The organism is Ideonella azotifigens (genome assembly GCF_006519715.1).
Lineage (GTDB): Bacteria > Pseudomonadota > Gammaproteobacteria > Burkholderiales > Burkholderiaceae_C > Ideonella > Ideonella azotifigens.
In genome coordinates this window covers 1-11,956 of record NZ_VIDT01000104.1, presented here as the reverse complement: position 1 = coordinate 11,956, position 11,956 = coordinate 1, and the positions used below count along the sequence as shown (strand labels likewise).

Genomic DNA, 11,956 nt, shown 5'->3' with positions numbered 1-11,956 from the left:
CACCTCGCCGCTGCTGTTGAGCTGCCGGTGGGCCTCGCGCACCTGGGCGGGGGAGAGGACGGGGGTCAGGGCAGGGTGCATGGCGGCAGGTTCGAAGGCGGTGTCGGGCCAAGGTTAGCCATGCCGACCGCCCTCGCCTAGAGGGTCTTCCGCCAGTGCCGCAGGCGAGCTGTTCCGTTTCGGCACAGGGTTTCGGTGTGCGACACATTGGCGCAGGCCATGGCCGCTGTTTCACCCGGATTTGCGCAGGATCAGCCTGTTCCCGGCACAAACAAGGCCCGGCTGCCGTTGGCATGTCGCGTGCAGAGCAAGCCAGGGCAGGCCCCGTTTCCCCACACGCAAACGTCGGGTCGCTTCCCTCTTCATCCAACAACGCAGGAGACAAACGCATGCTGTATGCCTTTCCCGGAACCGCTGGTGCCCCCGTCGGCTTCAAGGCGCGCTACGACAACTTCATCGGCGGCAAGTTCGTCGCGCCAGTGGGCGGCCAGTATTTCGACGTCATCACGCCGATCAATGGCAAGGTCTTCACCCAGGCTGCACGTTCGACCGAGGCCGACATCGAGCTGGCGCTGGACGCTGCGCACGCCGCCGCCGCCAAGTGGGCTGCCACGCCGGCCGCCACGCGCGCCAACGTGCTGCTGAAGATTGCCGACCGCATCGAACAGAACCTGGAGAAGCTGGCCTACGCCGAGTCGGTGGACAACGGCAAGCCGATGCGCGAGACGCTCAATGCCGACATCCCGCTGGCGGCCGACCACTTCCGCTACTTCGCCGGCTGCCTGCGGGCGCAGGAGGGCACGCTCAGCCAGATCGACGACGACACCATCGCCTATCACTTCCACGAGCCGCTGGGCGTGGTCGGCCAGATCATTCCGTGGAACTTCCCCATCCTGATGGCGGCCTGGAAGCTGGCACCGGCACTGGGCGCAGGCAACTGCGTGGTGCTGAAGCCGGCCGAGTCCACGCCGGTCAGCATCCTGGTGCTGGCCGAGCTGATCGCCGACCTGCTGCCGGACGGCGTGCTGAACATCGTCAACGGCTTTGGCCGCGAGGCCGGCATGCCGCTGGCGCAGAGCAAGCGCATCGCCAAGATCGCGTTCACCGGCTCCACGGCCACCGGCCGCGTCATTGCGCAGGCAGCGGCCAGCAACCTGATCCCGGCGACGCTGGAACTGGGTGGCAAGAGCCCGAACATCTTCTTCGACGACGTGGCTGCTGCCGACGATGCCTTCTTCGACAAGGCCATCGAAGGCCTGGTGCTGTTCGCGTTCAATCAGGGCGAGGTCTGCACCTGCCCCAGCCGCGCGCTGATCCAGGAATCGGTCTACGACAAGTTCATGGACCGGGCGATCAAGCGTGTGGCCGCGATCAAGCAAGGCAGCCCGCTGGACACCGACACGATGATGGGCGCGCAGGCCTCGTCGATGCAGATGGACAAGATCATGTCCTACCTGGAGCTGGGCAAGCAGGAAGGCGCGCAGGTGCTGATCGGCGGCGGCGCGGCGAAGATGGAGGGTGACCTGGCCGGCGGCTACTACATCCAGCCTACGCTGTTCAAGGGCCACAACAAGATGCGCATCTTCCAAGAGGAGATCTTCGGCCCGGTGCTGGCCGTGACCACCTTCAAGGATGAAGCCGAAGCCATGCAGATTGCCAACGACACGCCGTACGGCCTGGGTGCTGGCGTGTGGACCCGCGATGGCAGCCGGGCCTACCGCTTTGGCCGTGGCATCCAGGCCGGCCGCGTGTGGACCAACTGCTACCACGCCTACCCGGCGCATGCAGCCTTCGGCGGCTACAAGGAATCGGGCATCGGCCGCGAGACCCACAAGCAGATGCTGGACCACTACCAGCAGACCAAGAACCTGCTGGTCAGCTACAGCCCGAACAAGCTGGGCTTCTTCTGAACTTCACGCTGTCATGCACGAGCGGCCTTCGGGCCGCTTTTTTCATCGGGAGGCGCAAGCCATGATCGAACGCGTGATCGCCACCGACGCCGCCTTGGCGCTGGTGGCGCAACTGCAGGCGCGCCATGGTGCGGACATCTTTTTCTACCAGGCCGGTGGCTGCTGCGAAGGCAGCCACCCCATGTGCTGCGCGCCGGGCGACCTGACGCTCAACGCTGGCGACGTGCAGCTCGGCCGGGTCGGCGGCGCGTCGTTCCATGTCAGCCGTTCGCAATGCGAATACCTGCTGGGCATGCAGCTCACGCTGGACGTGCGCGCCGGAAGCCAGGGCAGCTATTCGCTGGAAGACCCGGAAGGCGTGCACTTTGTCAGCCTGACCCGGCTGTGGACGGATGAGGAGTGGCAGACCTTGGCTGCGCAGCCCGCGCCCCGCTGAACTCCGCGACAAAACCGTCAAACACCCCCGAACGGCGGATGGGCGGAGCCGGGGCGCGTCGCAACAATGCGACCGTCCCGTCCACTTCCTTCGCCTCGCCATGCCGCCCAAGTCGCCGTCCGTTTCACCCTCCTGGTTGCTGGGCTTGCCGGCGCTGCTGTCTACCGGGCTGGGTGGCCAGGTGCTCGCCGCCACGGCGCCGATCCAGGCGGTAGCCGAGTCGGCGCCTACGCTGCTGCTGGCGCGAGAACTCGGGCCGGACGTGTCGCCCGCACCCTACCTGGTCAGCGAGAAGTTCGACGGCGTGCGTGGCCTGTGGGATGGGCGCCGGTTGCGCTTTCGTGGCGGTGGCGAGATCCAGGCGCCGGCATGGTTCCTGGCCCAGTTGCCAACGCAGCCGCTGGACGGCGAACTTTGGCTCGGGCGAGGGCGCTTTGACGAAGTCTCGGCGCTGCTGCGGCGAGGCGACCCTGCCGATCCCGGCTGGCGCGCCTTGCAATATCGGGTTTTTGAATTGCCCGGTGGCGAAGGCAACTTCGAGCAGCGTACCGCGCGACTGGCCGTGCTTGCGCCGCCAGACGGCGCCGGCCCCGTGCGGGCCGTCGCGCAGTTCCGCGTGGCCGACCGCGTCACGCTGCAGCAGCGGCTGCAGGAGGTCGTGGCCGGCGGTGGCGAAGGCCTGGCGCTGCATCTGGCCGACGCGCCCTACCTGACCGGCCGCAATGGGTTGCTGCTGAAGTTCAAGCCGGTGCAGGACGCAGACGCGGTGGTCATCGGCCATGTGCCGGGCAAAGGCAAATATGCCGGCCAGATCGGCGCGCTTCGCGTGCGCAACGACGACGGCCAGGTCTTCCTCTTAGGCTCGGGCTTGAGCGACGCACAGCGCCGCAGCCCGCCGCCGCTGGGCAGCCGCCTGAGCTACAGCTGGCGCGGCCAGACCGACACCGGGTTGCCACGTTTCGCGACGCTGCTGCGGCTGCGCGACGCAGGCACCTGAGGTGCGACACCCGGTTTCGCGGGTACACGAAACCACCCGCCGGGCGGGTAGCGCGGCCTGCTTGGGGCGGCCCGGCGCTGGCCGCGTCCGGCCCCGCTGGGCCTGCGGTATCGTGCCGGCATGAGCGATTTCAGTTTTTTCTGGCACGACTACGAGACCTTCGGCCGCGTGCCGCGCCACGACCGGCCGTCGCAGTTCGCCGGGGTGCGCACCGATGCGGACTTGAACGAGATCGGCGCGCCGGTGATGGTCTATTGCCAGCCCGCGCCGGACTATCTGCCGGACCCGGAATCCTGCTTGCTGACCGGCATCCTGCCGCAGCTGTGCCTCGAAAAAGGCCTGCCCGAGCACCGCTTCGCCGCCACCATCGAGAAGGTGCTGGCCGCGCCGGGCACGGTGGGCGTGGGCTACAACTCCATCCGCTTCGACGACGAAGTGACGCGCCACCTGTTCTGGCGTTGCCTGATGGACCCGTATGCCCGCGAGTACAAGAACGACTGTGGCCGCTGGGACCTGCTGGACACCGTGCGCTGCATGTACGCGCTGCGGCCCGAGGGCATCGAGTGGCCGAAGCACGAGGACGGCCGGCCGTCGTTCAAGCTGGAGCATCTGAGCGCCGCCAACGGCCTGCTGCACGAGGCGGCGCACGATGCGCTGTCGGACGTGCGCGCCACCATTGGCCTGGCCCGGCTGATCCGCCAGGCCCAGCCGCGGCTGTGGGACTTCTGCCTGAAGCTGCGCAAGAAGGATGCTGTGTGGGCGGAGATCGGCGTCGGCCGTCCGTTCCTGCACATCTCCGGCATGTACGGCCCGGAGCGCGGCTGCATTGCCGCCGTCTGGCCGCTGGCGCCGCACCCGGTCAACAAGAACGAGCTGATCGTCTGGGACCTGGCGGTCGATCCGTCCGAGCTGTTCACGCTGAACGCCGCGGCCATCCGCGAGCGCATGTTCACCAAGGCCGACGCGCTGCCCGAAGGCGTGACGCGGCTGCCGATCAAGACCATCCACATCAACAAGTCGCCGGTGGTGATCGGCAACCTGAAGACGCTGTCGCACGCGATGGCCGAACGCTGGGGCCTGGACATGAACCTTGCGCTGCAGCACGCCCAGGCTTGCGCCGAAAACAGCGCCAAGCTCGGTGGCCTGTGGGACGAGGTGTTTGCCCGCCCGCCCGCCGAGCGCACGCCGGACGTGGACGAAGACCTCTATGGCGGCTTCGTCGGCCCGCAGGACCGCACCCGGCTGGACCGCCTGCGCAAGTTGAAGCCCGACGATCCCGCCTTGCCGCGTGCCAGCTTCGACGACGGCCGCCTCGGTGAGTTGCTGTTCCGCTACCGCGCCCGGAATTTCCTGGACAGCCTGAGCCCCGAAGAACACGAACGCTGGGAGCAGTACCGCGCTGCGCGCCTGCACGAAGGCGAGGGCGGCGCGATGAGCATCGACGCCTACCTGGAGAAGCTGGACGTGCTGGGCGCTGCGGCTGCCGAGAAGGGTGACGAGAAGGCGACCGCCATCCTCGACGCCTTGTCCGAATACCTCGAGCAGATCGCTCCAGAGATGTGATCATGGCTTCGGGCAAGCCCCTGGGCCGAAGCATGCGGGACGCGCGTATCGTCGCCGTCAACCCAACCACCTTGCGGAGTGCCCATGCTCAAGTCCGGCATTGACCAGGACGCCCTGATCGAGATGTTCTCGACCACCAGCGCGCGCCAGACGGCGCAGCTGCGCGACGCCGTGCACACGGCCACCTTGAAGGCCTTGCAGGGCCGCGAGATGAGCCTGAAGAACATCCGCTCGGTGCTGAAGTCGGTCACCGAGGCCGCCAGCGCCGGCACCGCCGGCCGTGGCCTGCCGGAGGTCGATGCCGAGGCCATGCTGGGCTCGGCGCTGGCCGGCATGGACGATGCGCTGCTGAAGGCCGTCGAGGCCCACCAGGTGGCGCTCAGCAGCCTGGCTGGCCAGGGCGTGGGCCTGCAGGACAAGCAGCTCAAGAAGGCGCTGGGCGATCTGGAGCAGCTGGAAGACACCATGTTCGGTGCGGTGCGCAAGGCGGCGGACGCCGCCGGTGGCACGCTGTCCGGCCCTTGGGAGCAGGCGCTGTCTCACTTCAAGCAGGACGGCAGCCAGGCCGGTGCGCATGCGCAGGCGACCGTCAACGGCGTGACCGCACAACTGGAGAAGATGCAGACGGCCATGCGCGACACCCGGGCCGCCGGCCTGAAGGCCGCGCAGGCGTTGGCGCAGAGCTACACCGCGCTGGTCAGCGGCGTGCTGATGGGCATGTCCGACGCCTTGCGCCAGGGCGGCAGCGCCGGTTCACCACCGCCGCCCACTGCTGCACCTGCCGCGCCCGCAGCCAAATCCGCACGCCGCAAAGCCACTTGAACCCCTGGGCCGGCAGGCCCTGTGTACCACCCGCCCTAAAATCCGCGGTCGACCTCCAGGAAGCCCGTCTGCCGCGCAGCGGGCTTTTTCACTTTTCACGGATATTTGCGCCATGACCCGAGTCGTCATCAGCGGCACCGGCCTTTACCAGCCGCCGCACGTGATCACCAACGCCGAGCTGGTGGAGGCTTTCAACGCCTATGCTGCGCTGCAAAACAAGCAGCATGCCGACGCAATCGCCGCCGGCACCCGCGCGGCCATCACCAACTCCAGCGTGGAGTTCATCGAGAAGGCCTCGGGCATCAAGCAGCGCTATGTGATCGACAAGGCCGGCGTGCTGGACCCGACGCGCATGTACCCGCGCTTCGAGGCCCGCGCTGACGAGCAGCTGTCGCTGATGGCCGAGATCGCGGTGGACGCCGCGAAGCAGGCGCTGGCCGCGGCGGGCAAGACCGGCGCGGACGTGGACGCAGTGCTGTGCGCCGCGGCCAACATGCAGCGCGCCTACCCGGCGATGGCGGTCGAGATCCAGCAGGCGATTGGCGCCGGGGGCTACGGATTCGACATGAACGTGGCCTGTTCGTCGGCCACCTTCGCCATCGAACAGGCGGTCAACGCGGTCAAGGCCGGCAGCGCCAGGTGCGTGCTGGTGGTCAACCCCGAAATCACTTCGGCGCACCTGGAATGGCGCGACCGCGACTGCCACTTCATCTTCGGCGACGTCTGCACCGCGGTGATCATCGAAGCTGCCGACACGGCCACCAGCAGCGAGCAGTGGGAGATCCTCGGCACCAAGCTGGCGACCGAGTTCTCCAGCAACATCCGCAACAACTTCGGCTTCATGAACCGCGCCGAAGACAACGACCCGCTGGGCCGCGACAAGACCTTCTACCAGGAGGGCCGCAAGGTCTTCAAGGAAGTGGTGCCGATGGCCGCGGCGCACATCGAGAAGCACCTGCACACGCTGCGGGTGGAGCCCACGCAGGTGCGCCGCTTCTGGCTGCACCAGGCCAACCAGGGCATGAACCAGCTGGTGATCAAGAAGCTGCTCGGCAGCGACGGCAATGCCGACATCGCGCCGCTGATCCTGGACGAATTCGCCAATACCGCATCGGCCGGTTCGGTGATCGCCTTCCACCGCCACCACAGCGACCTGGCCAAGGGCGACCTGGGCGTGATCTGTTCGTTCGGCGCCGGTTATTCGATCGGCAGCGTGATCGTCAAGAAGCGCTGAGGGCAGCGCTGCCCGCGGTCACTCGGGCTTGATGCCGGCGATGCGTATCACGCGGCCCCACCGGCTGACTTCGCGGTCAACGAAGTTCGCGTAGCTGTGCGAGCCCTGGTCCGGGATCACAAAGCCTTTGGACTCCAGCTGTTGCCTGGTGTCCGGTGACTGCATGATCTTCACCAGTTCGGCTTCCAGCCGTGCGGCGATGGGGGCGGGCGTCTTGCTGGACACCGAAATGCCGGACCAAGACATTGCCACGAATCCCGGAATCTCCTTTTCGCTGATCGCCGGCACGTTGGGGAACAGCGAATTGCGCGAAGTGCTGGTGACTGCCAGGGCCTGGAGCTTGCCCTCTTTCACCAGGGGATAGGCCGAGTCCTGATTGATGAATGCCATCGGCACCTGGCCTTCCAGCAGCGCAGCGACCAAGGGCCCGCCGCCTTTGTAGGGCACGCCAACGATGGAGAGGCCCTTGCAGTCCCGGCCGCCTTGGGCATTGCCCAGGCAGACGCTCAGCGACTGCTTGAGCAATTCCATCGCCACGTGGCCGGAAGATGCGTGCGTGAAGCCGTAGCTGAGCTTGCCGGGATTGGCCTTGCCGTAGGCGATCAGCTCGGCCAGTGTCTTGAACGGTGACTTGGGGCTGGCGACCAGCACATTCGCACCGGAATGAACCTGCGTCAGGTGCGTGAAGTCCTTGATGGAGTCATAGCCGACCTGCGCATCCATGCCGTGCGCCACGGCGTTCTGGCCAATGCCGCTTTGAATCAGCGTGTAGCCGTCGGCGGGTTGCGACAGCGCCTTCAAGGTGCCGGTGACGCCGCCGCCGCCGGCGATGTTTTCCACGTTGACGGGCTGCTTCAGTGCCACGGCGAGCTTGCCGGCGATCAGCCGGCCCATGAAATCGCTGGTGCCGCCGGGCGGGAACGGAACGACCAGCTTGAGGGGCTTGGTCGGCCATTCCGATGCCTGCGCGTGCGCAGAATGTGCGCCCAGCAATGACATGGTCAAGCCCAACCAGGTCGCCAGCAATGAACTGCAACGTATCACTTGTGTTGTCTCCGTGGGTCTCGAATGCGAATCGTCTAATCGTCTTTTAGCCAAGTCTGCAGCGCGATTCGGCGGCCAATCTAACATCGCTCGCATTCGCCACCAAGGTTTGGTGGCGAACATGCGTGGCATCCTGCCGCCTTCTTGAAGACGTCAGGGCAGCTTGTCAGGCGCTGATCCGGAGGCGATGCTGGTGCAGCAAGGCGTAAGCCGGGCGACAGGCCTCGGCCACGGCCAGGGCCGCACCTTGCAACTGAGGCGAGCGAGGGCGCCAGGCCTCAAAGCCGGTCGACGCCCAGACGGCGTCGTACCAGTGGGGCGCCCAGATGCCGTCGCTGTCCCGCCGACCTGCGGGCCAACTGAGCATGCGCTGCGTGAAGGCGATGCCCAGCGCGGTGCAGACCGCTTTCAGGTAGGCCTCGGGCGCCTGCAGGAAGTCGTCTGCGGCTATCACCATCGGCGCTTGGCCGCTGCGCTGCGCCAGCTCGTCGAACAGCGCGGCTTGCTGCAGCAGGCCGATGTCGGCCGGGGCCACGGTGGCGCGGCTCTTCAGATAGCTCTCCACGACCTGCGCCGGGTCGCGGATCAGCAGCACGTTGTGCAGCTTGTGCACCCAGTCCGTCGCCATGCCTGGCAGCAGGTGGTGGCTCATGTGCTTCTGGTACCAGACCGGCTGAGCGTCAGGTGCCGGGCCTTCGCTCAGGGCCCGCGCCACGCGCGCTGCGTCGATGTCGCCGTCGGCAATGATGTCGTCGCGGCCCGGGTGGTCCAGGCCCGTCGCAGCCAGGTAGGCGGCGTACAGCGGCTCGTCGCTGACGGCGCAGTCACCGCGGTTTTCCCAGGCCCGCATCATCGCGGTGGAAATGTTGCGCGGGCCGCTCCACATGGCCACGCGCAGCGGTGCTCCGGCGTTCATGCCCATGAGCCTTCTTGCGCTGCCACGTCGCGGGCCACCAGCGCCTTGTACAGCGCTTGCAGCCGCAGCACCATGGGTCCCGGCAACCCGCCTTCCATTGCGCGGCCGTCCACCTCGCGTACCGGCACCACGCCAGCAAAGGTGCCGGTGCAGAAGGCCTCTTCGGCGCTGTAGACCTGGGTCAGGCTGAAGTTCTTCTCGAACACCGGAATGCCGGCCTCGCGGCAGACCTGGATCACGTTGCTGCGCGTGATGCCGCCCAGGCAGTAGTCGCCGCTGCTGGTCCACACTTCGCCACCACGCACGATGAAGAAGTGCGTGGAGTTGCAGGTCGCCACAAAGCCGTGCGGGTCCAGCATCAGCGCTTCATCGGCACCTGCGGCGGTGGCCTGGATGCAGGCCGTGATGCAGTTGAGCTTGCTGTGGCTGTTGAGCTTGGGGTCCAGCACGTCCGGGTAGCCGCGGCGCACGTGCACCGTGAACAGCTTCAGGCCGGCGTTGACCGTCTCCGGCTTGGCCAGCTTGAATTCCGGCAGGATCACGATGGTGGCCGGGCCCACGGTGACACGCGGGTCCTGGTATGGCGTGCGCTTCACACCGCGGCTGACCATCAGCCGGATGTGCACGCCGTCGTGCATCTGGTTGGCCTTCAGCGTGTCGTAGACGGCCTGCCTAAGTTCGGCCTTGCTCATGCCGATGTCCAGCATGATGGCCTTGGCACCTTCCCACAGCCGCGCCAGATGTGCATCCAGGAACACCGGATGCCCCTGCACCACGCGCAGGCCTTCCCACACACCATCGCCGAGCACGAAGCCACTGTCGAAAACCGACACCGTGGCGTCGGCGCGCGACTTGAGCTGGCCGTTGATCCAGATGCGGATGTCCGCATTGCGCGGGTCGTCGTGGAAGTCGTGAATGCTTTGCGACATTGGGTTTCAGGGTTCTCGGGTGATGGACGAGTCTAGCGGCAGTGGCATCATCTCGGGCTGGCCGTCCCACCAAGGGCGGTTTTTGGGGCCGGTCATCGCCGGCCATGACAGCAAAGGTTATCGAATGCACTCGTTCCAAAAGCACTCTCTCGCCGGCGCCGCTGGTCTGTTGCTGGCCCTGGTCGCCAGCCTCGCCGCGGCGCAAGACAAGCTGCAAAGCCTTGGCAATGCGAATGCCAAAGCGTCGGTGATGAGCCGCGAAGAGCTGCGCGCCTGCTTCAAGGAGCAGGACAGCATCAAGGCCGCGAGCATTGACCTGGGCACCAAGCGCACCGCGCTGGACGCCGAGCGCAAGCAGCTTGAAACCGAGAACGAGGCCATGAAGCAGCAGCGCGATGCATTGGCTGCCCGTGTCAACCAGAACGCGGCCGACATGAATGCTCGCGTGGCCGCACACTCTGCCAAGGTGGAAGCCTTCAACCAGAAGATGGACGCGCTGAACGCCGCGGCGAAGAAGGGCGAGAACATCGACCGCCGCCAACAAGTGCTGGAGCGTGAGGGCAAGGAAATCCAGAAGACCTCCGACGAGCTGAACGAAGCCGGCAAGGTGTTCCAGGCCAGCGTCGATGAAGACAAGAACAAGCTCGACAGCCAGTTTCAGCAGTTCCAGGTCAAGACCGACCAGTGGAACACCCGCAACCATGACATGGATGTGGCCGCGGCGAACTATGACGCCGACCTGAGCTCGTGGAAGACCCGCTGCGGTGGCCGCAACTACCGCGAGAGCGACGAAAAGGCCATCCGCGCTGGCAAGTAAGACAGCGAAGCCCGCCATGCCGCAACGCCTGCTGATCATCGGCGGCACCCGCTTCGTCGGGCGCCACCTGGCCGAGGCGGCGCTGGCGGCGGGTCATGGCGTCACGCTGTTCAACCGGGGCCAGAGCGGCGAGCCTTTGCCAGGTGCCGAGTCAATCCGGGGCGACCGTCGCGGCGATCTTTCCGCGCTGGCTGCCGGGCGCTGGGACGCGGTGGTCGACTGCTGCGGCTACCTGCCCGGTGAGGTCGCCGCGATGGCGCAGGCCTTGAAGGGCCGTGTTGACCGCTACGTCTTCATCTCCAGCGTCTCGGCCTATGCCGACTTCCGCCAGCCCAATGCCGAAGACTCACCGCTGGGTGTGCTGGCCGACCCCGACACCACGGTGGTCGACGGTGACACCTACGGCCCGCTGAAGGCCGCCTGCGAGCAGGCGGTGCGGCAGGTTTTCGGCGAGCAGGCGCTGCTGATCCGCCCTGGCCTGGTCGTCGGCCCGCACGACCACACCGGCCGCTTCACCTGGTGGCCGGCGCGGGTTGCCAGTGCGGCGGATGGCGAACCGCTGCTGGCGCCGGGTCATCCCGAAGACGAACTGCAGTTCATCGACGCCCGGGACTTGGCGGCCTTTGTGCTGCATGCTGTGGCGCAAGGCGAGTCCGGTGCTTTCAACGTGGCCACGCTGCCCCGCGTGCATCAGTTTGGCGACCTGCTGCAGCATTGCGTGGAGGCTGCCGGCACCCGGCCACAGGTCTGCTGGGCCTCGTCCGCCTGGCTGCTGGCGCAGCAGGTATCGCCCTGGGACCAGATGCCCTTGTGGCTGGGAGAGGACCCTGGCTACGCGGCCTTCCAGCGCAACAACACCCTGCGCGCCCATGACGCTGGCCTGCGCTGCCGCCCGCTGGGGGAGACGGTGGCTGACACGCTGGCCTGGTGGCGCGCCTTGCCGGCCGAGCAGCAAGGTTTTCCGAAGACCGGCCTGCCACTCGAGCGCGAACGCGAACTGCTGAGCCGACTCACCACAGCCCAGGCTTCGTGACCATCAGCCAGAAGGTTGCGAGCATCGCGACGAAGGCCGGGTAGCCGAGCCATTCCCACAGCTTGGCCTGTTGCCAATGCAGTGCCAGCGGACATCCAGGCAGCGGCTCATGGACCGGTGGGATCTCATGACCATGTGCGCGCCAGCAGTTGGTTCGGCGGGCAGGGCGCGTGGCCCAGCACGGCATCGAACTGCGCCGCTTCGGCAGCGCTCGCGGTGTTGTCTCGCTGCAGCAGGCCCAGCGTCTGCCGGCCC

General features: G+C 66.9%; 13 protein-coding genes. 9 read left to right on the top strand and 4 right to left on the bottom strand.

All coding sequences use genetic code 11. The features are described from left to right. Positions 1-389 precede the first annotated feature (389 nt). From exaC to FKP22_RS09335, 6 genes are all read left to right on the top strand, one after another. The gene (gene exaC, locus FKP22_RS09360; RefSeq protein ID WP_141287226.1) at positions 390-1,910 is read left to right on the top strand and encodes an acetaldehyde dehydrogenase ExaC; all 1,521 of its coding nucleotides are present in this window, start codon (positions 390-392) and stop codon (positions 1,908-1,910) included. 61 nt (positions 1,911-1,971) lie between these two features. Beyond that, positions 1,972-2,346 (top strand): DUF779 domain-containing protein, encoded by a 375-nt coding sequence (locus tag FKP22_RS09355; RefSeq protein WP_141287225.1) that lies wholly within the window; start codon positions 1,972-1,974, stop codon positions 2,344-2,346. Between the two features lie 100 nt (positions 2,347-2,446). Continuing rightward, positions 2,447-3,343 carry a DNA ligase gene (locus FKP22_RS09350; protein ID WP_141287224.1) on the top strand — a complete coding sequence of 299 codons (897 nt, stop codon included), beginning with the start codon at positions 2,447-2,449 and terminating at the stop codon, positions 3,341-3,343. Between the two features lie 120 nt (positions 3,344-3,463). Beyond that, the gene (gene sbcB / locus FKP22_RS09345; protein WP_141287223.1) at positions 3,464-4,906 is read left to right on the top strand and encodes an exodeoxyribonuclease I; all 1,443 of its coding nucleotides are present in this window, start codon (positions 3,464-3,466) and stop codon (positions 4,904-4,906) included. A gap of 84 nt (positions 4,907-4,990) precedes the next feature. Continuing rightward, positions 4,991-5,728, top strand: a complete 738-nt coding sequence (locus FKP22_RS09340) for a DUF6781 family protein (protein WP_141287222.1) — start codon at positions 4,991-4,993, stop codon at positions 5,726-5,728. A 112-nt stretch (positions 5,729-5,840) separates the two neighbouring features. Beyond that, positions 5,841-6,962 carry a beta-ketoacyl-ACP synthase III gene (locus tag FKP22_RS09335; protein WP_141287221.1) on the top strand — a complete coding sequence of 374 codons (1,122 nt, stop codon included), beginning with the start codon at positions 5,841-5,843 and terminating at the stop codon, positions 6,960-6,962. An 18-nt stretch (positions 6,963-6,980) separates the two neighbouring features. Here FKP22_RS09335 and FKP22_RS09330 read toward each other — a convergent pair whose 3' ends face one another. Continuing rightward, positions 6,981-7,961, bottom strand: coding sequence for a Bug family tripartite tricarboxylate transporter substrate binding protein (locus FKP22_RS09330; RefSeq protein WP_233446826.1), 981 nt, complete (start codon positions 7,959-7,961; stop codon positions 6,981-6,983). On the opposite strand from FKP22_RS09330, the gene FKP22_RS33790 reads away from it, so the two are divergent. Next, positions 7,960-8,154 carry a hypothetical protein gene (locus FKP22_RS33790; RefSeq protein ID WP_233446825.1) on the top strand — a complete coding sequence of 65 codons (195 nt, stop codon included), beginning with the start codon at positions 7,960-7,962 and terminating at the stop codon, positions 8,152-8,154. The two genes, FKP22_RS09330 and FKP22_RS33790, sit on opposite strands and share 2 nt — an antisense overlap. 18 nt (positions 8,155-8,172) lie before the next feature. Here FKP22_RS33790 and FKP22_RS09325 read toward each other — a convergent pair whose 3' ends face one another. Together FKP22_RS09325 and FKP22_RS09320 are read right to left on the bottom strand one after the other, a co-directional pair. Continuing rightward, a complete protein-coding gene (locus FKP22_RS09325) occupies positions 8,173-8,922 on the bottom strand; it encodes a sulfotransferase-like domain-containing protein (protein ID WP_141287220.1) in 750 nt (249 codons plus the stop codon). Further along, the gene (locus tag FKP22_RS09320; protein WP_141287219.1) at positions 8,919-9,851 is read right to left on the bottom strand and encodes an aminotransferase class IV; all 933 of its coding nucleotides are present in this window, start codon (positions 9,849-9,851) and stop codon (positions 8,919-8,921) included. The genes FKP22_RS09325 and FKP22_RS09320 overlap by 4 nt, the downstream gene beginning before the upstream one ends. 124 nt (positions 9,852-9,975) lie before the next feature. Between FKP22_RS09320 and FKP22_RS09315 the strand changes: the two genes are divergently transcribed. Beyond that, positions 9,976-10,668 carry a hypothetical protein gene (locus tag FKP22_RS09315; protein ID WP_141287218.1) on the top strand — a complete coding sequence of 231 codons (693 nt, stop codon included), beginning with the start codon at positions 9,976-9,978 and terminating at the stop codon, positions 10,666-10,668. A 16-nt stretch (positions 10,669-10,684) separates the two neighbouring features. Then, entirely contained in the window at positions 10,685-11,701 is a 1,017-nt protein-coding gene (locus tag FKP22_RS09310) for an NAD-dependent epimerase/dehydratase family protein (protein WP_141287217.1), read from the top strand. Here the strand turns inward: FKP22_RS09310 and FKP22_RS34515 are convergent. Next, complete coding sequence (locus FKP22_RS34515) at positions 11,679-11,888, bottom strand: DUF2269 family protein (RefSeq protein ID WP_375140568.1); 210 nt, start codon at positions 11,886-11,888, stop codon at positions 11,679-11,681. The two genes, FKP22_RS09310 and FKP22_RS34515, sit on opposite strands and share 23 nt — an antisense overlap. Positions 11,889-11,956 lie beyond the last annotated feature (68 nt).

Coding starts and splice junctions, on each gene's coding strand:
- exaC (WP_141287226.1), top strand. CDS start 390: ATGCTGTATGCCTTTCCCGGAACCGCTGGTGCCCCCGTCGGCTTCAAG.
- FKP22_RS09355 (WP_141287225.1), top strand. CDS start 1,972: ATGATCGAACGCGTGATCGCCACCGACGCCGCCTTGGCGCTGGTGGCG.
- FKP22_RS09350 (WP_141287224.1), top strand. CDS start 2,447: ATGCCGCCCAAGTCGCCGTCCGTTTCACCCTCCTGGTTGCTGGGCTTG.
- sbcB (WP_141287223.1), top strand. CDS start 3,464: ATGAGCGATTTCAGTTTTTTCTGGCACGACTACGAGACCTTCGGCCGC.
- FKP22_RS09340 (WP_141287222.1), top strand. CDS start 4,991: ATGCTCAAGTCCGGCATTGACCAGGACGCCCTGATCGAGATGTTCTCG.
- FKP22_RS09335 (WP_141287221.1), top strand. CDS start 5,841: ATGACCCGAGTCGTCATCAGCGGCACCGGCCTTTACCAGCCGCCGCAC.
- FKP22_RS33790 (WP_233446825.1), top strand. CDS start 7,960: ATGGTCAAGCCCAACCAGGTCGCCAGCAATGAACTGCAACGTATCACT.
- FKP22_RS09330 (WP_233446826.1), bottom strand. CDS start 7,961: ATGTCATTGCTGGGCGCACATTCTGCGCACGCGCAGGCATCGGAATGG.
- FKP22_RS09325 (WP_141287220.1), bottom strand. CDS start 8,922: ATGAACGCCGGAGCACCGCTGCGCGTGGCCATGTGGAGCGGCCCGCGC.
- FKP22_RS09320 (WP_141287219.1), bottom strand. CDS start 9,851: ATGTCGCAAAGCATTCACGACTTCCACGACGACCCGCGCAATGCGGAC.
- FKP22_RS09315 (WP_141287218.1), top strand. CDS start 9,976: ATGCACTCGTTCCAAAAGCACTCTCTCGCCGGCGCCGCTGGTCTGTTG.
- FKP22_RS09310 (WP_141287217.1), top strand. CDS start 10,685: ATGCCGCAACGCCTGCTGATCATCGGCGGCACCCGCTTCGTCGGGCGC.
- FKP22_RS34515 (WP_375140568.1), bottom strand. CDS start 11,888: ATGCCGTGCTGGGCCACGCGCCCTGCCCGCCGAACCAACTGCTGGCGC.